The organism is Ensifer sp. ENS08, from assembly GCF_014852195.1.
GTDB lineage: Bacteria > Pseudomonadota > Alphaproteobacteria > Rhizobiales > Rhizobiaceae > Ensifer > Ensifer adhaerens.
In genome coordinates this window covers 23,093-45,189 of the sequence record NZ_JACVBF010000008.1, presented here as the reverse complement: position 1 = coordinate 45,189, position 22,097 = coordinate 23,093, and the positions used below count along the sequence as shown (strand labels likewise).

Below are 22,097 nucleotides of genomic sequence, written 5' to 3'. Positions count from 1 at the left end.
CGCTGCTTCCGTGAGGAGACGTGGGCAGCGCTGCCTGAAGTGCAGACTTTTCAAGGAGGAGGCCGCGTCCCGGCGCGGCAAAGAGGGAGAATCTAAGCCAATGACCAGCCACAGACTGATGAAAATGGCGAGCCTGATGCTTGTCGGCATCTCGGCCTTTGCCTTGGAGGCGACCGCTTCCGAGCCGACCGTCGTGCCCCAGCAGCCGGCCTTTCCGGCCGAGGGCAAGATCACCTATGTGCCGCGCGACTCGATCGCGGAGTTCAAGGCGCTGCCGGAATACAAGGAACCGACCTGGGTTACCGAGAAATACGTCAAGACCGGCAAGCTGCCGCCGGTCGCCGAACGGCTGCCGAAGGAGCCGATGGTCTTCAAGACCGGCAACATGCCTGATGGCGTCGGTGTCTACGGCGACACGCTACGCCACGTCATCGGCGGTCGTCCCGAGGGTTGGAACTACTCAGCCGGCCAGAGCCAGGGTTGGGGGGGCATCGATATCGGCATGTCCGAATGCCTGACGCGTACGGCGCCGCTCTTCCAGGTGGAAGCGAAGGACGTCGAGCCTCTGCCGAACCTTGCCAAGAGCTGGGACTGGTCTTCTGACGGCCACAAGCTGACGATGCATCTGGTCGAGGGCGCCAAGTGGTCGGATGGCGACCTCTTCGATGCCGACGACGTAATGTTCTACTGGGAAGACAACGTGCTCGACCCGAGCGTGACGCCGCTGAACGGCGCGACGCCGGAGACCTTCGGCGCCGGCACGACGCTGAAGAAGATCGACCAGTATACGGTCGAGTGGACCTTCAAGGAGGCCTTCCCGCGCCAGCATCTCTATGCCATGGCCTATGGCACCTTCTGCCCCGGCCCGTCGCATATTCTCAAGGCCAAGCATCCGAAATACGCCGGTACCACCTACGACCAGTACAAGAATGCCTTCCCGCCCGAGTACATGAACATCCCGGTCATGGGTGCCTGGGTCCCTGTCGCCTATCGCCCCGACGATATCATCGTGCTGCGCCGGAACCCGTACTATTGGAAGGTCGATGAGGCCGGCAACCAGCTGCCCTACATCAACGAGCTGCACTACAAGCTCTCGACCTGGGCCGACCGCGACGTACAGGCGATTGCAGGTTCCGCCGATCTCTCGAACCTCGAGCAGCCGGAAAACTTCGTGGAGTCGCTGAAGCGCGCCGCCCAGGATACGGCCCCCGCCCGGCTTGCCTTCGGCCCGCGCCTCATCGGCTACAATCTGCACATGAACTTCTCGGCCAATGGCTGGGGGGAGCCGGACGAACGCGCCCAGGCCGTGCGTGAACTCAACCGCAACGAGGATTTCCGCAAGGCGGTGACCATGGCGGTCGACCGCAAGAAGCTCGGCGAGGCGCTCGTAAAGGGCCCCTTCACCGCGATCTATCCCGGCGGGCTTTCCTCCGGCACCAGCTTCTACGACCGGGAATCGACCGTCTACTATCCCTTCGACCTCGATGGCGCCAAGGCTCTGCTCGAAAAGGCGGGGCTGAAGGACACCGACGGCAACGGCTTCGTCAACTTCGCGGACGGCAAGGCCGGCGGTAAGGACGTGGAGATCGTGCTTCTGATCGACAACAGCTATGCGACCGACCGCAACCTGGCCGAGGGTCTTATCGGCCAGATGGAAAAGCTCGGCCTCCGGGTGGTTCTGAACTCGCTGGACGGCAAGCAGCGGGACGCGACCAATTACGCCGGCAAGTTCGACTGGATGGTTCACCGCAACGCCGCCGAATATGCCTCCGTCGTGCAGAACACGCCGCAGCTGGCGGCCGCCGGTCCGCGCACCAGCTGGCACCACCGTGCACCGGAAGGCGGTCAGCTTGACCTGATGCCCTTCGAACAGGAACTCGTCGACATCATCAACAAGTTCATCGCCACCAACGACAATGCCGAGCGCGCGAACTTGATGAAGCAGTACCAGAAGGTCGCGACGACGAACCTCGATACAGTCGGCCTTACCGAATATCCGGGCGCGTTGATCATCAACAAGCGCTTCGCCAACGTGCCGACAGGAGCGCCGATCTTCATGTTCAACTGGGCCGAGGACACGATCATGCGCGAGCGTCTCTTTGTCCCCGCCGACAAGCAGGGTGACTTCGAGCTCTTCGCCGAGCAGCTCCCGGGCAAGCCCGGCGAGAAGAGCCTGAGCAACTGATCGAAGGCCGCCCCTCCGGCCCCAAGCCGGAGGGGCGGCGCCTCATCTTAACCGACAGAAGGAAACGGCATGTTCAGGTTTCTGCTTGTCCGCATCGCCTCTGCCATTCCGGTGCTGCTTGTCTTGAGCGTGGCGACCTTCGCCATCATCCAGGCGCCGCCCGGAGACTACAGCGATTACATCCGCTCGCAGCTGATCAACCAGGGTGGCGCATCCTATGAGGAAGCCGAAGCCCAGGCGCAGGCCTATCGCAAGGAGCATGGCCTCGATAAGCCGCTGCCGGTTCAATACGTCAACTGGATGACCGGCATCCTGACGCGCGGCGATTTCGGCCACAGCCTCTATTACAACAAGCCTGTTGCCGATGTCGTCGGCGAACGCCTGCCGCGCACGCTGGCATTGGCGCTCGTCTGCCACATCCTGGCGTCCATCATCGGCATATCCTTCGGTATCATCGCCGCGACACGGCAGTATTCCTGGATCGACAGCCTGCTTTCGACGGTGGCCTTCCTCGGCATGACGGTGCCCCGCTTCCTGATGGCGCTGATCATCGTCTACATCCTCGTCTTCCATTTCAATGTGAGCGAAATCAACAGCTTCCACTCGGCCCGTTATGGCGGTGCGCCCTGGTCCTGGGACAAATTCGTCGACCTCGTCAAACATGTCTGGCCGGTCGTGGCGATCGCCACTTTCGGCGGCCTCGCCTACAATATGCGGGTGATGCGCGGCAATCTGCTCGACACGCTGAACGCGCAATATGTCGAAACCGCCCGGGCGAAGGGCCTGAGCGAAGGCGCGGTGGTCATGCGCCATGCGGTGCCGAATGCCCTGCATCCGCTGATCATGTATCAGGGCGTTGTGCTGCCCTACATGCTGACCGGCGAGATCGAGACGGCGATCATCTTCGCGCTGCCGACCGTCGGTCCGGCTATCGTCGGCTCCATGTGGGTGGGCGACGTCTATGTCACCGCCACCTTCATGCTGGTTCTGTCGGCGACCCTTATCCTCGGCAACATCATCGCCGACATGCTGTTGGCCGCACTCGATCCGCGCGTGCGTCTCGGAGGAGCCCCGGCATGACCGTCGAGATGCAAACAACCCTTTCGCTCGTCGTCGAACCCAAGAACGAGCAGCACAACGAAAGCTATCCTGCGCTCGTCTGGCGCCGGCTGAAGCGCTCCTGGACCGGCATGCTCGGCCTCGTGCTCGTTGGCCTGTTGCTCTTCATGGCTATTTTTGCGGACTTCCTGTCGCCGGTCGATCCGAAGGCCACGGGCGTCGCCTTTGCGCCGCCGCAGGCGATCAGCTTTACCGACAAGGACGGCAACCTCGTTTTCTCGCCGCGCAGCTATCCGCTCAGCGAAAGTACGGAACTCGACCCGATCACCTTTCAGCCGATCATCGGCCCCGACTACGACAATCCGCAGATCCTTGGCTTCTTCGTCAAGGGCGCGCCCTACAGTCTCTTCGGCCTGATCCCGGCCGAGCGCCATTTCTTTGGCGCGGTCGATGGCTCGCCGGTGCATCTGCTCGGTACCGACAAGTTTGGCCGCGACGTGCTGTCACGCATTCTCGTCGGCTCGCGCATCTCGTTGATGATCGCCCTCATCGTCGTCTCGATCGTCACCGTCGTCGGCACGACCGTCGGAATGGCGTCGGGCTATTTCGGCGGGCGCTTCGACGTCTGGGCACAGCGCTTCGTCGAACTGGTGCTCGCCTTCCCGCAATTGCCGCTCTATCTGGCGCTGACCTCGCTGATCCCGGTGACGGCACCCACCAATGTCTTCCTCGCCTTCGTCATCATCGTCATGTCGGCGCTCGGCTGGGCGCAGATGTCGCGCGAGGTGCGCGGCAAGACGCTGGCGCTTGCCCGCATCGACTATGTGCGGGCGGCGATCGCCGTCGGCGCCAGCGACCGGCGCATCATCTTCCAGCACATCCTGCCGAACGTGATGAGCCATGTGATCGTCGCCGTCACGCTGTCGATCCCGCAGGTGGTGCTGCTCGAATCCTTCCTCGGGTTCCTGGGGTTTGCGGTCAAGCCGCCGCTCATTTCCTGGGGGCTGATGCTGCAGGATACCTCCACCTATTCCGTCATCGGGTCCTACCCCTGGATCCTGTCGCCCGTCGCCTTCGTGCTTGTTACGGTCTTCGCCTTCAATGCGCTTGGAGACGGTCTGCGCGACGCCATCGATCCCTATTGAGGAGGACGCATCATGACAGAGACAATCGACGTCCTCACCGCTGCTCCGCCCGAGCGCAAGGACCTTGCGAACCGGGACGGCCGGCCGGTCATCGACGCGCGCAATGTCGCGGTTCGATTCAAGGTCGAACACGGCACGGTGGAGGCGGTGAAGGATGTTTCCTTCCAGCTCTACCGCGGCGAGACCATCGCCATCGTCGGCGAGTCCGGCTCGGGCAAGTCGGTTACCGCGCGCTGCGTCATGGGGCTGCTCTCCAAGCGCGCCACGATCGCCCCCCAATCGCGCATCGACTATGACGGCAAGGACGTGCTGAAATTCTCGCCGCGTGAGCGGCGCGGTTTGCGTGGCAATCGCCTTGCGATGATCTTCCAGGAGCCGATGAGTTCGCTCAATCCGGTCTACACGGTCGGCACGCAGATCATCGAGGCGATCCGGGCGCATCGCAGGATAAGCCGACGCGCCGCGACCGAGCGGGCGCTGGAGCTCCTGCGCCACGTGCGGATCCCGGACCCGGAGCTTCGGATCAATCAGTATCCACACCAGCTCTCCGGCGGCCAGCGCCAGCGGGTGATGATCGCGATGGCACTCGCCAACGATCCGGATGTGCTGATCGCCGACGAGCCGACGACGGCGCTCGACGTCACCGTCCAGGCGCAGATCCTCAACCTCATCCGAGACCTGCAGCGCGAGCTCGGCATGGCGGTGATCCTGATCACCCACGACCTGACGGTGGTTCGGCAGTTCTCGGACTACGTCTACGTCATGCAGTACGGCGAGGTGAAGGAGCACAACACCACGGCCGGGCTCTTCGCCAACCCGTTGCATGCCTATACCAAACGGCTGCTCTCGTCGGAGCCGTCGGGTGCGGCTAAAACGCTACCGGACAACGCCCCGATCATGCTCGACGGGCGGGACGTGAAGGTCTCCTTCATGCTGAAGAAGGGCGGTCTTTTCCGCTCGCAGTTTTCTGAGTTGGTCGCGGTCGACAAGCTCAGCCTTAATCTGCGCAAGCACGAAACGCTGGGGCTCGTCGGCGAATCCGGATCGGGCAAGACGACCTTCGGCCAGGCGCTGATCCGCCTGCTCAACCCCGATGGCGGCGAGATCTACTTCGACGGCATCCCGATCCACGACAAGGACCGGACCCAGATGCGGCCTCTGCGCTCGCGCATCCAGATCGTCTTTCAGGACCCCTTCGCCTCGCTCAACCCGCGCATGTCGATCGGCCAGATCATCGAGGAGGGGCTGGTCGTCAACGGCATCGGTGAGAACCGGAAGGACCGGCTCGACCGGGTGGTGGATGCGCTTAACGCCGCAGGCATGCCGGGCAACATCCTGTCGCGCTTTCCGCATGAGTTCTCCGGCGGCCAGCGCCAGCGCATTGCGATCGCCCGGGCCATCGCGCTTGAGCCTGAATTCATCCTGCTCGACGAGCCGACTTCGGCGCTCGATCTCTCGGTCCAGGCCCAGATCATCGAACTGCTGCGCAAGCTGCAGGACGAGCGGGGCCTGAGCTACCTCTTCATCTCCCATGACCTCAAGGTCGTGCGCGCGCTCTGCCATCGGGTGGTGGTGATGCAGCACGGCAGAATAGTCGAGGAGGGGCCGGTGAGCGAAATTCTGTCCAATCCCAAGACCGCCTACACCGAAAGGCTCGTGAGAGCCGCCTTCGATGTGGCAGCATGACCGCTAGAAAGCAGAGGCAATCCATGACCAGACAACCCAAGATCACCTTCATCGGCGCCGGCTCCACCGTCTTCATGAAGAACATCATCGGCGACGTACTGCAGCGTCCGGCGCTGTCGGCCGCGACGATCGCGCTGATGGACGTGAACCCCGAGCGCCTCGGCGAAAGCGAGGTCGTCGCCGGCAAGCTGGTGCGCACGCTCGGCGTCAAGGCTGATATCGAGACCCATTCCAACCAGAAAAAGGCGCTGGAGGGTGCGGACTTCGTCGTCGTCGCCTTCCAGATCGGCGGCTTTGAGCCCTGCACGGTCACGGATTTCGAGGTGCCGAAGAAGTACGGCCTGCGCCAGACCATTGCCGATACGCTCGGCGTCGGCGGCATCATGCGCGGCCTTCGCACCGTGCCGCATCTCTGGAAGATCTGCGAGGACATGCTGCAGGTCTGCCCGAACGCGATCCTGCTGCAATACGTCAACCCGATGGCGATCAACACCTGGGCGATCTCCGAGAAGTATCCGACGATCCGTCAGGTCGGCCTTTGCCATTCTGTCCAGGGCACGGCCTACGAGCTTTCACGCGATCTCGACATCCCGGTTTCGGAGATCCGCTACCGCGCCGCCGGCATCAACCACATGGCCTTCTTCCTCAAGTTCGAACACAAACAGGCCGACGGCAGCTTCCGCGATCTCTATCCGGATCTGGTGCGCGGCTACCGCGAAGGCCGCTTCCCCAAGCCCAGCCACTGGAACCCGCGCTGCCCCAACAAGGTGCGCTACGAGATGCTGACGCGGCTCGGCTATTTCGTCACCGAAAGCTCCGAGCATTTCGCCGAGTACACGCCCTATTTCATCAAGGACGGCCGTCCCGACCTGATCGAGAAGTTCGGCATCCCGCTCGACGAGTACCCGAAGCGCTGCGTCGAGCAGATCGAGCGCTGGAAGGGGCAGGCGGCTGCCTTCAAGGAAGCCGAGACGATCGAAGTGGCCGAGAGCCACGAATACGCGTCTTCGATCATGAACTCGGTCTGGACCGGCGAACCCTCCGTCATCTACGGCAACCTCAGGAACAACGGCTGCATCACCTCGCTGCCGGAAAATTGCGCCGCTGAAGTTCCCTGCCTGGTCGATGCCTCCGGTATCCAGCCGACCTTCATCGGCGATCTGCCGCCGCAGCTGACGGCGCTGATCCGCACCAACATCAACGTGCAGGAGCTGACGGTTCAGGCGCTCATGACCGAGAACCGCGAGCATCTCTACCACGCCGCAATGATGGATCCGCACACGGCGGCCGAACTCGATCTCGACCAGATCTGGTCGCTCGTCGACGACCTGCTCGTCGCGCATCGCGACTGGATCCCGGAATGGGCGCGCGTGTCGAAAAAGGTCCAGGCAGCCTGACTTTTTCTCCCGGTCAGGCCGCGTCGAGCCCCGGAACCGCATGTCGTCTTCCCCCATGTCCTAGCCGATTTACGGGGCAAGACCGACAGCGCCGGTTCCGGGGCTTGTTCTTCTCAAGCTGTTACGGCTGCCGCCAGCGGCAACACGATCCGCATGCAGGCGCCGCCGGACGCCGAGCGGGAGACGTCGACGTAGCCGCCATGCAGGTGCACGATCTTCTGCACGAGGTTGAGGCCGAGGCCCGCGCCCTTGCCGTCCTTGCGAAGCCGCTGAAACGGCTCGAAGATCCGGTCGGTTTCGCTGCGCGGAATGCCGTCGCCGTCGTCGCAGACATCGATCACGCCCTGAGGATCGACCTTGACCGTGATTGTGCCGCGCCTTCCGCCGTGGTCGATGGCGTTCTGCACGAGATTGGTGAGCGCTCGCTCCAGCGACGCCTCGTCTCCCGCCACCATGACAGGGCGTTGATCGGCCTCGAATGTCATCTCGTAACCTGCCCCGAAGCCAAGTGGCGCGAGCGCGACGATCACCCGCTCGGCAAGCGCTGCGAGATCGATGGGCCTGAAATCATCCCTCTGGGCGTCGAGACGTTCGAGATCGAGAAGCTGGCCCGCCAGAATGGAAAGGCGCGTCACGTCCTCGTTGAGGCGGGTCTTGTCCGGTCCCGGCGGCAGCGAGGCGATGCGAGCGCCGAGAATGGCGACCGGCGTGCGCAACTCATGCGCCGCCTGGGCCAGGAAGCGCTTGTGTCTCGTATAGCCGTCATCGAGCCTTGTCAGCGCATCGTTGACGGCCGTCACCAGCGGCAGAAACTCATTGGGAACACCCGTCACCGGCATCTGGATGCCTCGCTGGTCATATTCGATGTGGGCGGCATGCGAGGCCGCGTGCGACAGGCCCGAGAGCATCCTTCGAACGACGATCGGGGTGACGACCACGGTCGCAAAGGCGAGCAGTAGCAGCATCGGCACGAAGATGCTGAGGAAGGCGCCGGTGGTGCTGAGCAGCAGGCGGCCGAGCGTCAATTGTCCCTCCGTGCCGCTGAAGATCTGGACCATGCCGGCCGGCGACTCGAGCCATTTGACGACCGCTTCCGGACGGGCATTCTTGTCGGGCGAAAGCCGGAAGCGGGCGTCGTTCATGCGCTCGAGCCCGGCGACCGCAAAGGCGAATTCTTCCGGCACCGTGCCGTCCGAGAGGCTGTGCCCTTGTCTGTCGCGAACGATGAACCAGATCTTTCCCGCCTGTTGGCGCAGCCGCTGCAGCTCCGGCGTTTCCTGAAGTTCGAGCCCGCCATCGGCTTTGCGGGTGATCGCGTCCTTCAAGACGTCAACATTGCCGTTCTCGTAGCCGTCGATGAGATAGCCGGTCACCCAGAGCAGGCCGACCGCAATGGCGATGACGACAAGGGTCGCTACCGTTTCGAACAGCACGAGCCAGCCGACGAGCCGCCATTTGAAGGAATGGGAAGCGCGGCCGCTCATTGGTCTTCTCTGAGAAGATAGCCGACGCCGCGGATGCCGTTGATGGTCACGCCCGCGTCTGCGTCCGTCAGCTTGCGGCGCACGCGCGAGATATGGGTGTCGAGCGCATTGGACTGGATCTCGTCGTCGAGCCCGAACACGGCCTCCATCAGGGCGGCACGCAGCACCATGCGTCCCATGCGACGGGTCAGCGTTTCAAGCACCAGAAGCTCGCGCCGCGGCATCTTCAGCGGCGTGCCGGCCACGCTCGCCTCGCAATGGGCGAGATCGAAGGAGAGCCGACCGACGGTGACGACATCGGATTGCACCGGAACCGGGCGACGGGCAAGCGCGCGCAGCCGCGCCAGCAGTTCCTCGAAGGCGAAGGGCTTGCCAATATAGTCGTCGGCGCCGCCATCGAGCCCCGCCACCCGGTCGGCGAGGTCGTCGAGCGCCGTCAGCATCAGCACCGGCACGGTGTTGCCGCGCGCCCGTATCACTGGGATGAGCGAGAGCCCGTCGCCATCGGGCAGCTTGCGATCGAGCACGACCACGTCATAGACGGCGTCGTTGAGGATCAGCGCGGCCTCAGCGAGATCGCGCGCATGATCGGCGATCATCCGGTGATGGCTCAACGCGGCCATAAGCGCCCCCGCGAGCTCCTTCTCATCTTCGACCAGCAAGACCCGCATGAATGCGCTTTACCCCGTGCAACGTGCCTACGCGCGCGATCCTAGTGCCGCTTCATTGAGGGAACCTGTCATCCCGCCGCAAGGTAATCCCGATCTTTGTCGCCGCACAATCATTCGTTGCGGGCGCCCTGCATGACATGCTGTCTCAATCTTGATCCTTAGGCTGTGCAGCAGTGAAACCTCAAGAACGGGGTTCGCGGGCAAAGCCAACCCGGATCACGGCGCATGACATTCAGCAAACGGACGTCGCCTACACTCAGACAACGCAGGGAAAGGCCGGCTGGCTGGCGTGCAGCGCATCCGGTTGCACTTGCGCGCGCAGGTCGTTTCCTGCGTCACGGTACCTTGGCGCTCGCTTTTGCCACCGCCGGCTGCGCCGGCCCGGACGTGATGCCCACCAACAGACGACTTGAACTGACGACGGGTGCCGTGCCGCTTGCGCAGTCGACGTTTGATGTGAGCGACATCGGCATCATCCTTGCCTTTTCCGGTGGCGGCGCCCGCTCCGCTGCCTTCGGCTACGGCGTCCTGTCGGCGTTGGCCGAGGCGCCGTCCCCGGGCGGGCGAGGGCGCCGGCTTGCCGAGGATGTCGCGGTTGTTGCCGGCGTCTCCGGAGGTGCTGTGCTCGCCTCCTATTTTGCCTTGAACGGCCGCGCGGGCCTTGAGGATTTCCGCAAGCGGTTTCTCGGACGCGATGTCGAGGCCTCGCTCAGGACGTCGTTTTCACCGCCCAATATCCTGCGCGGCTATCGCGGCGGGGTGAACGATCTCTCCGGTTTTCCGGCCTGGCTCGACGCCAACCTGTTTAACGGCGCAACGCTCGGCAACATCTCGCGCTCCGGCCATCCGCGCCTGGTGATCCACGCGACCGATCTCTATAACCGCGCACCGTTCATCTTCGACCGTGCCTCGTTCACCGCCATCTGCAGCAGCTACGACGACTATCCGCTCGCCTATGCGGTTGCGGCCTCGGCCGCCGTCCCGGTCGTTTTCGCGCCGCTGACCTTGCAGAACTTCCGAAGCGGTTGCGAGGCGTTGCCGGAAGCGAAAACACAGAAGACAGGGGTTCGCGCGCCGGGCTCGCTCGTTGCGCGCGAATACGCTGGCTCCCTCAGGCGCTATGAAACGGCAAGGGATCTCAACTATCTGAAACTCTACGATGGCGGCCTGGTCGATGGCGTCGGAACGCAAAGCCTGCTGCACCTGATGGGCCGGGGTGCTCCGGAACCCATCCCAGCGGAGCGCGCCTTCCGTCTCAGGCATTTGGTTGTCATCGTCGTCGATGCCTCCACGCGGATCGGCGGGGACATCTCGAAGACAGTCGACAGCCCCAAGGCTCCCGATGCGATCGTCGCCGCCATCGACGCGATGATCAATATTCCCAATCTTCAGAGCTTCGATGCGCTGCGCGATCATCTGCCGGCCTGGCGGGAAAGCTTCGTGACTTGGCGGTGCGGCAGCAGCGGCGCCAAGCGGGGCTGCGGCGATCTCGATGTCGATATCATCCGGCTGGCGCTGTCGGATGTATCCGACCCGGTGCTGGCGCGGCGGATCCTCGGGCTGCACAATCGGCTGAGCCTCAACGAAAAGGACGTCGATTTTCTTGCGGATCTCGGCCGGCGCCTGTTGCGCGACCATGCCGGCTATCGGCGGTTCCTCGACCGCGTCAACCATGGCGGGCCGAAGCTGGCCCGCGCGGATTGAGAGGTTGCAAACTGAGAAGGCAGGTTAGCGAGAGCCTGCCGGCTCAGTTCGCCCGTGCCTCCAGCCAGTCGTGCCACTGGTCCTCGCTGCCGTGGAAGACGTTGAGGTCGATCTTGCCATCGACCCCTTGAGAAAGGCCAGAACCGGAATACTGCCAGAACAGCCACTTGCGGTTCGGGTAGACGATCGACGGGTGCTGGGCGACGGCACGCAGCCAGAACGGATAGTTCTTGAAAGCGCCCTGCAGGTTGTCGGCGTAGAAGTCCGGCGCCGTGTAGATGATAGGACGCTGGCCGTAATGGGCCTCGAGCTTGTCCATGAACACCTGCATCTTTTCGCGCACGCGCTCGGGCGACAGGCGACGCTTGCAGCTCGATTCGCCATTATACTCGACGTCGATGACAGGCGGCAGCGCGCCCGGTTCACGCGGAACGTTGCGGATGAACCAGTCGGCCTGTTCGCCGGCCGTGCGGCACCAGTAGAAGAAGTGATAGGCGCCGCGACGGATGCCGGCCGCCTTGGCAGCGCGCCAGTTCTTCTTGAACATCGGATCGAGGTGGTCGCCGCCATCGGTCGCCTTGATGAAGGCGAAGTTCGCCCCTTGTGTACGCAGCCGAGCCCAGTCGATGTCAGCCTGCCAGCGCGAGACGTCGACGCCATGCACGGCCATCTTGCGCGGATTTTTGGCGCGGCCGAAGTTGATCGGCTTGGCGTCACGGAAACGATGACCGTAGATGCGCGAGCGGCCCTGTGGCATCGCCTGGGTCACCGGATTTTCCGGCGCGACGAAAGCGACCGGCCGCGCGTCCGGAACAGGCGCGGCGAGCGTCGTCGTGGTGTTTGACGCGGGTGCAAAGGCTTCCGGCTCCGGGACCGGTCCGGCCCAGGCGAGCATTTCTTGGGGCGGTGCTGATTGAACGTTCTGCGGCGGCGTCATCTGCGCGACCCGCGCGCCGACATTGGCGGCGGGCACCGGTGCGGCCGACATTGCGACCGAACTCGTCGTTTCGCGCGAGGGCGGCGCGATGGTGTCCAGGCTCGAACTGGAGGAGCAGCCCGAAATGAGGCCAGCAAAAAGGATTGCGGTCGCAGCTGAAAGACGCATGGGCACCCGTACGCAAAACAAGGTCGACGGCGATCGCCGGCCGACAGGTGTGAAATAGCTAACGGAAACTTACCCAAAAAGTTTGAATCCAATCTTACCAAGCGAACCCAATTTCACGCACTGGAGGTTGCATCGGGCCGGGCACTTTGACGCAGGCGTGGTGGCGCTGTCAGCTGGACGAATGTTCGATGCCGGTGCCTGTCCGTTGCCGGCGGCTGGTGCGGAATTCGAGGTTGCGGGCGATGGTGTCGTCGAGCGCGCCGGACGCGTCGGTGATCATCGTCGGCGCAAAATGCGAACGGAAACCCTCGCCGACCCGGAAGGCTGGTGTGTAGAGCGGGCCGAGCGGCTGTGTCGTCGTCACATAGGTGAGATTTTCGTCGCTTCCCGAGCGCGTCGGCAGGCCGTGGCGATGCAGGACCGAAGGAAGCGCGAGGCGCAGGCTGTTGGCCAGCAGGTGGATCATCTGCCGCCCGGAAAGCGAGTGGCGGTAGTTGCGGTAGAACCCCAGGCAATGGCGCAGGATACGGGCGCGGTTGCCGTCGAGGCGCGACAACTTGCGGGCAAAGAGGGCCACGTCCTCAAGACCATCGAGCGGACGGGTCATCAGGGTGAAGCCATCCATGTCGCGCAGCTTGGCCGAGGGCAGGAAGCGTTCGTCGGCGACGCACTCGTCGAAGAGCGGCGTGCCGAGCAGCGGGATCGTCAGGCTCAGGAACGCCGGCAGAGGCATCGTGGTTTCGCCGGTGATGAAGGCGAGCTCCTCCTGCATAGCCTCGATCGTCTGCGACGACGGATCGAACATCAAGCCATACTGGAAGGCGACGCCGGCGTTGAGGCAGGTCTGGATCGCCTCCAGTTGCGGCACCACCAGGTTCTGCTTTTTCTGGTAGCGTTTCAGTTGCGCTTCGTTCAGCGTTTCGACGCCGCTGAAAAGGCCGAGACAGCCGGCCGCCCGCACGGCTTCCAGATTGGCGGGATCGCGGAAGAAGTCGCCGGTGACGAGCGCAATCCAGCCCTGAAACAGCCCCTCCCGCCACAGCGATCGGATCACTTCGAGCTTGTCATAGAAGACGTCCTTGCTGTTGCCGTAGAAGTTGTTGTCGATGAACAGCACGTATTTCTTCGGCGGGGCGTTGCGCAGCTGCGCCTCGATATAGGCGGGGTCGTAGCTGTGATAGCGTCTGCCTTCGGCGGTTAGCGCACAGAAGCTACACTTGAAATTGCAGTAGCGGCTCGTCTCGATGTAGCTGACCGGACCGCGCCAATTGGCAAGGTCGAAGCGCGGCAGGATCGTCTCGGAGACGGCCCATTCGCCAAACACCTCCCTGATGACCGCCTGCATCTCCTCGACGTCACCGTCGCAGGCGTAGTCGAAGGTTTCGGCGCTCGAAACCGGCAGATTGCGCACGACCGGCCCGCCGGCGACGACGACGCAACCGGGTGACTTGGTGCGGGCATAGGCCGTCAGGTGCTGCATCCGGTCGAAGGCTGCGGTCACGCCCGTCAACACCAGCATGTCGAGGTCGGCAAAGGCTGCCTCGTCGACGAGCGGTCCGTCATGGAATTCGCTGTAGGCGCGAAGGTCCACGCGGTCGCGGGCAAAGGCGCCCGCCAGGAACAGGTGGCCGGTTCCCTGGGGGATGAAGTCGGGGCGGCCCCTGGGGTTCCGGGTTTCGTCGAAATGGGCTAGCACGATCAGGATGCGGGGAGGACTGGGACGGTTCATGCGCGGCTCCCCTGAGATCTGGCAAACTGGACATGCGGCGCCTGGTCGGTTTGACCAAGCGGAAGAACCTCGCACCACGTGGCCCGGCGCAGCGAAAACATCGTCTCGAACGCCTGGCGCGCTTCGGCGTCTCTCGGTCCGGCGGCATGCTGCAGGGCGGCAAGCGCGACGGCCGGCATCTCCAGCCGGATCGCCTCCGCGAGGGCATACTGGGTGACCCGTTCGGCGCGGCGTTGCTGGCCGCGGCGCAGATGTAGGGTCGCTTCGCCGAGCGCTGCCACCGGTCGGCCGATCGGGTAAACCCGCGCAAAGCGCTCGAGTTTTCTAAGGACGAGCTGTGCGGCCAGCAGGTCGCCTCCGTCAGGGTCGCTGGCGACATCGAAGAGACGGGCGAGCGCCGGTAGCGTTCGCGTCTTCATCGCCGGGTTGAGCGTCTCGCACCAGGAAAGCGCGCGCTCGAGCCAGCTTGCGGCCTCCGTGCTGTTGCCCCGGCGCCGGGCGGCCTCGCTCAGAAGCGATGCGCCTTCGATCGAATGGACGAGTTCCAGCCCGTCACCCTTTTCGCGAAGGATCTGTTCGAGTTCGTCGAGGTCGGTGTCGATCGCGTTCCAGCGGCCAAGTGCTGCGTGGCCCCTGAGACGGCCGAGCAGGCCGCAGCCGAGCACCTGCATGTCCCCGCGCCGGCGCCCTTCCTCGCAGATCCGCTGCACGAGGATCTCCCAGGGCGCGATGCCCTCGAAGGCGGAGGTCAAAAGCCAAGGGCCGGAAATCGTCTCCAGCCCGACCGCCACTTCGCACCAGCGCCTCAGGTCGCCGACCGTCGCCGCATTGTTCAGGCCGGCCTCGAACGCCCGCTTGCCCGCGTGCCAATGACCGATGCCGATCTGGTACATGCCCGACAGTAAGTCGACCCGCACGCGCGTTCCCAACTGGTCGACGCGTTCGGAAAGTGCTGCCGCCAGCCGACTGTAGTGTTCGGCCTGGCTGTGCAGCGGGATCACGCCGCATATGGCGCCGAGGCTGGCATAATTGGCGGCGGTCGTCGGGGAGACGTATTTGTTTCTTTCGGCAAGGTTCGTCGCCCTCAGCGTCGCATGGATCAGCCGCAGCTTCTCGCTGGTGAAGTAATAGATCCGCGTCAGGTCCTCATGCGCCTTCGCCGCAAGCAGGAAGGGATCGGACGGCGATCGCGAGATTTCGCGCTTCAGGATCCAGTCCGCGTCGCGGTGGATGGTGCGGCGCCACACCTGTTCGGCGAGATCGAGTACGAGATGCAGCGCGAGGCCGGCAGAGGTGCGCGGCAGCGGTAGGCCGGAAAGCCGCAGTCCTTCCTCATAGGCATGGCGGGCCGCTTCGGCGCGGCCAAGATTGAGGCTGGCTTCGCCGAGCAGGAAGCAGGCGGCCGCCCGTCTTGCCGGTAGAATGGTGATCGAAAGGTCGCGCGCTGTCTTGAAGAAGCGCTCGATCAGATCGACGACGGCGGCGTTGTCGAACTGGCGCAGCCGCAGTTCGGCAACGCGGTCCAGATAGTTGAAGGCCTGCGCGGCGTCGCCTGCGCGCTCCCAGTGGCTGAGCACGCGCGGCAGGTTTTCCGCATTGTCCGGCTGCCCGCCTTCCTCCATCGCCTTGGCGATCGCGCGATGCGCTTCATGGCGCTGTTCCGACAGCAGGCTTTCGTAGATCGCCTGGCGGATGACGGCATGGCTGAACATGAACCGGCCCGGGCGGTCGTCGGCGGGCTTGATCAGATGCGCCGCCTGCAGCCGCTCGATGCTCGCCTCGATGTCCAGTGACGTCTTCCTGATCGGCGGCAGCGCGCCAAGCTCGGCAAGCGAGAAGGTCGCGCCCATGGCGCTTGCGATCTTCAGGAGAACCTGCAGCTCTGCCGGAAGCTGGTCGGTCCGGGCAATCACGGTAACCTTGGCGGTGTTGAGCAGGGTCGCATCGTTCGAGCGGGGCTCGGAGAGCAGCGAGACGGCTGCGGCAGGCTCGGCCGCCTTGGGCAGCCGGCGCTCGCCGATCATCCGGCAGATTTCGCAAATCAGCAGCGGGTTTCCGGCCGACTGCGCATAGACCGCCTCGCCGAAGCCGTCGGCGGGCGAGTTGCTGCCGATTGATGCGCGAACGAGCGCGATCGTACCCTCGAAGTCGAGCGGCAAAAGATCGAGCGTCTGGGCGCCGTTGTGGTGCAGGCCGGTCCACCGGGTCAGGTCTTCCTGTGTGCGGGTCGTCCGGGTCGATACGACCACCGGCACGGGTGCCGCCCCTGAAACCAGCCGCCCGAGCAGCTGGCCGGACGCCTCGTCGAGCCAGTGCACATCTTCGAGCACGACGAAGCCCTGTCCCCCGGCGAGACTGTCGGCCATGAGCTCGCTCAGCAGCTCGCGCAGCCGATGGGAGCGCCCGTCGCCGGACATGGCCCGGGTCTCCGGCGTATCCGGCAAAGTGAGGTTGATGGCATCGTTGAGCAGCGGCGCGAGGGAAGCAAGCTCCGGTCTTTCCGCAAAGAAGAGCGCCACCTGGTCCGTGGCCTCGGCGCCGCGCAGATCGCTGATACCGAGCAGGTCGCGGATAACCCCGCGCCAGGCGAAATAGGGGACGTCGCTTTCGATGTCGTCGGCATTGCCGACGAGCACGCGGTTGCCGCGGTCGCGACAGCGCTCGACGAAGGCGCGCAGAAGGGCCGACTTCCCGACGCCGGAATCGCCCTTGACGATCATGATGCCGGACTGCCCCCTGCGCGCGCTTTCGAGATAGGCGGAAAGGGCCGTCATTTCGGCCGCACGGTTGAGGAGTGCCGGTGACTTGGTGTCGATCGTTGCGACCGTCTCGGCAATCGGCGCGAAGGCAGACACGCCGCCGCGCACGCCCGGTATGGCCAGCGACCACGGTCCGGAGAAGGCGATCTGGCTGGCCGTCTCCTTTGCCGTCGCCTGGTCGACAAGGATGCGCCCGGCGGCAACGCTTGCCAGGCGCGCGGCCATGTTCACGGCGGCGCCGACCACCGTGTAGTCCGCGCGGTGGCTGGCGCCGAGCGCGCCGCAGAAGCTTTCGCCGGTGGAGATGCCGGCCGAAAGGCCGACATCGGGATCGTCGAGCTCGCCTGAAAGACGCAGCGCCGCAACGATCGCGCGGCGCGCATTGTCGGCATGTTTGGGGCCGGGCAGGCCGAAGACCGCGAAGATCTCAAGACTGTTTGCGTGAAGGGCTGTGTGGAGGATTTCTCCGCCGGTGCGGCCGACAACGGCGATCGACCGTGCAACGAGCTGGTTCAGCCGGTCGAGATCTTTCTCGAGGTCCGGGCAAACGATATGCACGAACAGGGCCGTAATGGTTCTCAGGTCCGCCAGCCACTCTGAAAGCGGCGATAGAAGCCGACCGCGCAGCGAAAGCGGCAGGTAGGCTTCAAGCCGCTTGCTGGCGAAGCCCGAAAGGGGGTGGGGCTGCCCGGTTGCGGTCGAATAGGGATCGATGCGTTCGAGGCGGGCGGTGCCCTCCCGGCCGGGCCGGCCGGTTGCCCGCTTGCCGATCAGCTGCCACACGGCGTCGGAGACGAGAATTTCGCCGGCATCGCTCAAAAGGCCGCAATGGTCCGCCTGCGCCAGGCAGTCGCCGCCAACGATCAGCCAGCGCTGGTCGATGCGGGGAACGAGGTGCAGCAGGGTGATGGTGCCGACGCCGACGGCGATGCGCAGCTGCAGCGCGTCCTCCGGCCCGCCCGGGCCGCCGATCTCTTCACGGATGCGGCCGGCACAATAGCAGCTGCGCCAGGCGGCCTGCTCCAGCTCGCTGTCGGTGGCGGCCTGCCAGCCGGCAAGCAGGCTGTCGCCGGCAAAGCTCAACACGGTGCCACCATGTTCCTCGATATGCCGGACGAGCGGCCCCATGTAGCCGTTGAGCAGCCGGCTCACCCGTTCGGCGCCGGCGGCGCGGTCGCTTTCGGACCATTTGGCGGTCAGGCGGGTAAAACCGGAGATGTCGGCGAACAGCAAGGCGCCGGGAAAGTCCTCGCGCGCCGGGCCAGCCGAATCCGTCGCCGCCGGGGCAGACCATCGAACCAGGGCTCCCGACAGGTAACGTTGGAATTCATTCTTGCCGGCGCCACCTACCACGCAAAATTCTCCCCAAGATTTTAGAGTAACATGCCTCCTTTCCCACTTAAAGGCCGCCCGTGTTGACCTGCAGGTGCCAGTAACGGGCAAGTAGATATCTATTCCACGCCGCTTGCGAACGGAGTAATGTTTGCCCGATTGTTCGAGGGGGTCTCGCAACAGGAGGGGATGATGGGGGACGACTGGGCTGGTCCGGTCGCCGCCGTGACGCGCCGCAATGTCTTGCGGCTGTTCTCGGCAGGCGTGATGGCGAATGTGCTTTCCGGGTGTCGACACGACTGGCCGCCGCCTGGAAAGTGTGAGTTGCCCTATCCCATTATCGACGTTCATTGCCACTTCTTCAACGCTGCCGACGTGCCAGTTGCGGGCGTAGTGCGCTATTTGGCGCTACGGGAAGGCGCGCCGGACAAGAAAACATCGAAGCTGATAAGGGGCTTGGCCGTCGTCCTCGTGGTTGCGCTCGCGGATGTCGCGCCGGAAGCGAAGGACGAGCTCGCTGTTCTTCGCAAGCGTGCGCGCCGTTTCTCAGAGGCTGAACTCGCGCGGCGCCGGGACGAGCAGTTGTACAAGGCTATGGAGGTCCTCATTGAACTTGCCAACGGGGAACGTTCGGCAAGCGAATTCTTGCAACCTAGCACTGCTGATCGGTCTGATTTCGAACTCCTTTTGAGCGAGCTTGCGGACCACGCCAACCTGCCACGCAACTTTCAAAAGGGTTTGGGCGGCGCGAGCGGCGAGGATATCGATGCGATCGTCGAAGCCGCCAAGAACCACGACATTATCGGCGTCTATGTCAGGTTCGTGCAGTTAATGCAGGACTACCGGAAAGATCTCGCGGAAAGTTATCTGCGGATTTACAGATCCCAATGCAGCGCGCTGTCGCTGATCACCCCGAGCATTCTGGATTTCGACAAATGGATCCCGGGAAAGGCTTCGCCGCAACGCGACCAGATCAACGTCATGCATGAGATGCAGCAGGTCGTGGCCAAGGAACATGGCGTCCACATGCACAGCTTCGTCAGCTTCGATCCGCTTCGGGAGGCGTGTGACCCCGGCTCCTCTCTGAAGAATGTCAAGGATGCAATCATGTGCAAGGGGTTCATCGGGGTCAAACTCTACCCGCCGATGGGGTTCATGGCGATTGGCAATACCAGGTCGGGGATCGATGCGGCTCTGAAGAGGCTCTACAAGTGGTGCTGTGAAAACGACGTACCGATCATGGCACACGCGGAAAACAGCCTTGGCGCGCGGTGTGGCAACGGCAACCTCGCAAGCCCGCAACATTGGCGAAAGCTACTCAAGTTTGACCGCTACAAAAATCTGAGGATGAATCTGGCGCATTTTGGCGGTTTTGACGAGAACCGGCGCCAGGGTGAAGATACAGGCGTGCTGGTCAACTGCATACAAGACAAGTTCTCTGGACCACCAAGCTGGGAACAGATCATCGGAGAGACGATTCATGATGATCGTCGGCTAAATCTCTATGCGGATCTGAGTTACCTGAGCGAACTGGTCAGTACCACAAGTACTGGCTTGCACTATGATATCAGGAAGCGGCTGAACGCGTGGCTTCGCGCCTATGATCCCGACGCCCGTCACCTGATGTTCGGCACCGACTGGTCGATGATGTCGCGAGAGAGGAACTACAACAACTACGTGCCGCGGATGGTCGACGGGCTCGCCCAGGTCGGTGTCAGCGATGACCACCGGCAGAATATTCTCTGGCGTAACGCTTCCCGCTTCCTCGGTCTGGACCGTCCGGGCCCCACGCGCGACCGGATCACCGCCTATTGCAAAGAATACGAACTGGGCACGGACTGGCTTTCGGCACTCGCGATCGCCTGAGCTCGATTGTGAGTTGCATCCAGCCGACCGTTTGCCGCCGGTCTGTGGCGGAGGACCAGTCTCTCAGAGTTCCGACAGATAGTATTGGAATGCATAGTTGCCCGCGCCGCCAGCCACGCGAATTTCATTCAGGATCTTAGAGTAAACCCCGGGGCTTCCGAAACGAAAGAGATCCGTTTTTAGCTGCCGGTTTCCAGTAACGGCAAGTAAATATCTGTTCCACGCCGCTTGAGAACGGAGTAATGTTTGCCCGATTGTTCGAGGGGGTCTCGCAACAGGAGGGGACGATGGGGGACGACTGGGCTGATCCGGTCGCCGCCGTGACACGCCGCAATGTCTTGCGGCTGTTCTCGGCAGGCGTGATGGCGAATGTGCTTTCCGGGTGTCGACACGACTGGCCACCGGCCGCGGCCTGCGAGCTTCCCTACCCGATCGTCGACGTTCACTGCCATTTCTTCAACGCGGCCGATGTGCCCGTGGAAGGGCTGGTGCGCTATGTGGCGTTGCGGGAGAAACTGCCGGAAGCAAAACTCTCCGCCGATCCGCTGCAGTCGAAGCGTCTGGAAAACGCCCTGGTGGTCTTCCTCGTGACGGCCCTTGGCGACGTCGCGCCCAAGGCCAAGGCTGAGGACGCTATTCTCAAGAAGCGGGTGCCGCGCCCCTCCGACGCCGAGTTCGAGCGGCAGAAGGACGAGCAGTTGCGCATCGCCGTCAAGCAACTGGTCGCGCTAGCCGGCGAGCAGCGCGCATCGTTGACCGCACGAAGCGGCGCCGAAACGCCGGATTATCAAGGCCTGCTGGAACAGATCGGCGGCACCCCCGGCCTGCCCCAGGGCTTGCAGCGGCGCTCCGGCAGCGTGGAGGAGACGGATGTCGATGCCCTGGCGTCGGCCGCCAAGGCCCACGACCAGATCGGCAACTACCTTTCCTTCGTGCGCCTCATGCAGGACTACCGCGAAAACCTGGCGGAAACCTATGCCCGGATCTTCGCGTCGAAATGCCGGTTTTCCATGATCACGCCGAGCATCCTCGATTTCGAGAAGTCGATCGGCGGCAGGGCATCGCCGCAGCACGACCAGATCGACGTGATGGACGAGATCCAGCAGCTGGTGATCAAGCGGCACGGCATCCACATGCACAGCTTCGTCGGCTTCGATCCGCACCGGGAGGCGCAGAAGCGTGGCTCGTCGCTGGAAAACGTCCGCTACGCGATCATGGAAAAGGGCTTCATCGGCGTGAAGATCTACCCGCCGATGGGCTTCAAGGCATGGGGCAATGCGGATCCGAAGATCGATGCGGCGCTGAAGCGGCTCTACGACTGGTGCCGCGACAACAGCGTGCCGATCATGGCGCATGCGGAAAACAGCATCGGCGCCGGCTGCGGCTATGGCAATATGGCGAGCCCCGCCTACTGGAAGAAGCTGCTCGACACCAACCGTTACAATGACTTGCGGATCAATCTGGCGCATTTCGGCGCTTTCGATGAAGTCATTCGCCCAGGCGCACCGACGGGGGTCATGGTGTCCTGCGCCCAGGACAAATTCTCCGGTCCGCCGACCTGGGAGGACATCATTGGCAAGACGATCGGCCACGGGCGCCGGCCGAACCTGTTTGCCGACCTGAGCTACCTGAGCGAGCTCGTCACCGACAACACGCCCGGGCTGCACGAAAAAATCCGCGCGCTGCTCGACAAATGGCTGCGGGACTACGATCCCGATGCGCGCCATCTGATGTTCGGCACCGACTGGTCGATGATGGCGCTGGAGAAGGACTACAACGCCTACGTCCCGCGGATCGCCCAGCAACTGAAGGAGGCCAATGTCAGCGAGGAGGACCAGCAGAACATCTTCTGGAAGAACGCCTCCCGTTACCTCGGCCTCGACCGGCCGGGGCCGACCCGCCAGCGGCTCGCCACCTATTGTCGCAAGCGTGGCCTGGACGCCTCCTGGCTCTCGCAGCTGGAGATCGCCTGACC

At 63.7% G+C, this 22,097-nt stretch carries 13 protein-coding genes; 8 read left to right on the top strand and 5 right to left on the bottom strand.

Annotation, left to right across the window (positions count from 1 at the left end; all coding sequences use genetic code 11):
* The first annotated feature begins 100 nt into the window (after positions 1-100).
* From IB272_RS18690 to IB272_RS18670, 5 genes are all read left to right on the top strand, one after another.
* Positions 101-2,185 (top strand): ABC transporter substrate-binding protein, encoded by a 2,085-nt coding sequence (locus tag IB272_RS18690; RefSeq protein ID WP_192444636.1) that lies wholly within the window; start codon positions 101-103, stop codon positions 2,183-2,185.
* A 69-nt stretch (positions 2,186-2,254) separates the two neighbouring features.
* Complete coding sequence (locus IB272_RS18685; protein ID WP_060521888.1) at positions 2,255-3,265, top strand: ABC transporter permease; 1,011 nt, start codon at positions 2,255-2,257, stop codon at positions 3,263-3,265.
* Positions 3,262-4,389 (top strand): ABC transporter permease, encoded by a 1,128-nt coding sequence (locus IB272_RS18680; protein ID WP_192444634.1) that lies wholly within the window; start codon positions 3,262-3,264, stop codon positions 4,387-4,389. Before IB272_RS18685 ends, IB272_RS18680 begins: the two co-directional genes overlap by 4 nt.
* A gap of 12 nt (positions 4,390-4,401) precedes the next feature.
* The gene (locus tag IB272_RS18675) at positions 4,402-6,075 is read left to right on the top strand and encodes an ABC transporter ATP-binding protein (protein WP_192444632.1); all 1,674 of its coding nucleotides are present in this window, start codon (positions 4,402-4,404) and stop codon (positions 6,073-6,075) included.
* A gap of 23 nt (positions 6,076-6,098) precedes the next feature.
* Complete coding sequence (locus IB272_RS18670) at positions 6,099-7,472, top strand: alpha-glucosidase/alpha-galactosidase (RefSeq protein WP_060529358.1); 1,374 nt, start codon at positions 6,099-6,101, stop codon at positions 7,470-7,472.
* 113 nt (positions 7,473-7,585) lie between these two features.
* On the opposite strand, the gene IB272_RS18665 is transcribed toward IB272_RS18670, so the two are convergent.
* A complete protein-coding gene (locus IB272_RS18665; RefSeq protein ID WP_192444630.1) occupies positions 7,586-8,956 on the bottom strand; it encodes a HAMP domain-containing sensor histidine kinase in 1,371 nt (456 codons plus the stop codon).
* Positions 8,953-9,627: a response regulator transcription factor gene (locus IB272_RS18660; RefSeq protein WP_192444628.1), complete on the bottom strand. Its 675-nt coding sequence runs from the start codon at positions 9,625-9,627 to the stop codon at positions 8,953-8,955. The genes IB272_RS18665 and IB272_RS18660 overlap by 4 nt, the downstream gene beginning before the upstream one ends.
* Positions 9,628-9,852: 225 nt before the next feature.
* Here IB272_RS18660 and IB272_RS18655 point away from each other — a divergent pair, with 225 nt between their 5' ends.
* A complete protein-coding gene (locus IB272_RS18655; protein ID WP_192444626.1) occupies positions 9,853-11,331 on the top strand; it encodes a patatin-like phospholipase family protein in 1,479 nt (492 codons plus the stop codon).
* A 43-nt stretch (positions 11,332-11,374) separates the two neighbouring features.
* Here the strand turns inward: IB272_RS18655 and IB272_RS18650 are convergent, their stop codons facing one another.
* The 3 genes from IB272_RS18650 to IB272_RS18640 all read right to left on the bottom strand — a co-directional run bounded on the left by IB272_RS18650 (position 11,375) and on the right by IB272_RS18640 (position 18,277).
* Positions 11,375-12,436 (bottom strand): GH25 family lysozyme, encoded by a 1,062-nt coding sequence (locus IB272_RS18650; protein ID WP_192444624.1) that lies wholly within the window; start codon positions 12,434-12,436, stop codon positions 11,375-11,377.
* A gap of 169 nt (positions 12,437-12,605) precedes the next feature.
* Positions 12,606-14,165, bottom strand: coding sequence for a radical SAM protein (locus IB272_RS18645; protein WP_090296481.1), 1,560 nt, complete (start codon positions 14,163-14,165; stop codon positions 12,606-12,608).
* Positions 14,162-18,277, bottom strand: coding sequence for an adenylate/guanylate cyclase domain-containing protein (locus tag IB272_RS18640; protein WP_192444622.1), 4,116 nt, complete (start codon positions 18,275-18,277; stop codon positions 14,162-14,164). The genes IB272_RS18645 and IB272_RS18640 overlap by 4 nt, the downstream gene beginning before the upstream one ends.
* Positions 18,278-18,448: 171 nt before the next feature.
* On the opposite strand from IB272_RS18640, the gene IB272_RS18635 reads away from it, so the two are divergent.
* Both IB272_RS18635 and IB272_RS18630 read left to right on the top strand, forming a co-directional pair.
* On the top strand, positions 18,449-20,122 hold the full coding sequence (locus tag IB272_RS18635) for an amidohydrolase family protein (RefSeq protein ID WP_060583948.1): 1,674 nt from the start codon (positions 18,449-18,451) through the stop codon (positions 20,120-20,122).
* Positions 20,123-20,409: 287 nt separating this feature from the next.
* Positions 20,410-22,095: an amidohydrolase family protein gene (locus IB272_RS18630; RefSeq protein WP_192444620.1), complete on the top strand. Its 1,686-nt coding sequence runs from the start codon at positions 20,410-20,412 to the stop codon at positions 22,093-22,095.
* Positions 22,096-22,097: the final 2 nt, after the last annotated feature.

Coding starts and splice junctions, on each gene's coding strand:
- IB272_RS18645 (WP_090296481.1), bottom strand. CDS start 14,165: ATGAACCGTCCCAGTCCTCCCCGCATCCTGATCGTGCTAGCCCATTTC.
- IB272_RS18670 (WP_060529358.1), top strand. CDS start 6,099: ATGACCAGACAACCCAAGATCACCTTCATCGGCGCCGGCTCCACCGTC.
- IB272_RS18680 (WP_192444634.1), top strand. CDS start 3,262: ATGACCGTCGAGATGCAAACAACCCTTTCGCTCGTCGTCGAACCCAAG.
- IB272_RS18630 (WP_192444620.1), top strand. CDS start 20,410: ATGGGGGACGACTGGGCTGATCCGGTCGCCGCCGTGACACGCCGCAAT.
- IB272_RS18635 (WP_060583948.1), top strand. CDS start 18,449: ATGGGGGACGACTGGGCTGGTCCGGTCGCCGCCGTGACGCGCCGCAAT.
- IB272_RS18665 (WP_192444630.1), bottom strand. CDS start 8,956: ATGAGCGGCCGCGCTTCCCATTCCTTCAAATGGCGGCTCGTCGGCTGG.
- IB272_RS18660 (WP_192444628.1), bottom strand. CDS start 9,627: ATGCGGGTCTTGCTGGTCGAAGATGAGAAGGAGCTCGCGGGGGCGCTT.
- IB272_RS18655 (WP_192444626.1), top strand. CDS start 9,853: ATGACATTCAGCAAACGGACGTCGCCTACACTCAGACAACGCAGGGAA.
- IB272_RS18690 (WP_192444636.1), top strand. CDS start 101: ATGACCAGCCACAGACTGATGAAAATGGCGAGCCTGATGCTTGTCGGC.
- IB272_RS18675 (WP_192444632.1), top strand. CDS start 4,402: ATGACAGAGACAATCGACGTCCTCACCGCTGCTCCGCCCGAGCGCAAG.
- IB272_RS18650 (WP_192444624.1), bottom strand. CDS start 12,436: ATGCGTCTTTCAGCTGCGACCGCAATCCTTTTTGCTGGCCTCATTTCG.
- IB272_RS18685 (WP_060521888.1), top strand. CDS start 2,255: ATGTTCAGGTTTCTGCTTGTCCGCATCGCCTCTGCCATTCCGGTGCTG.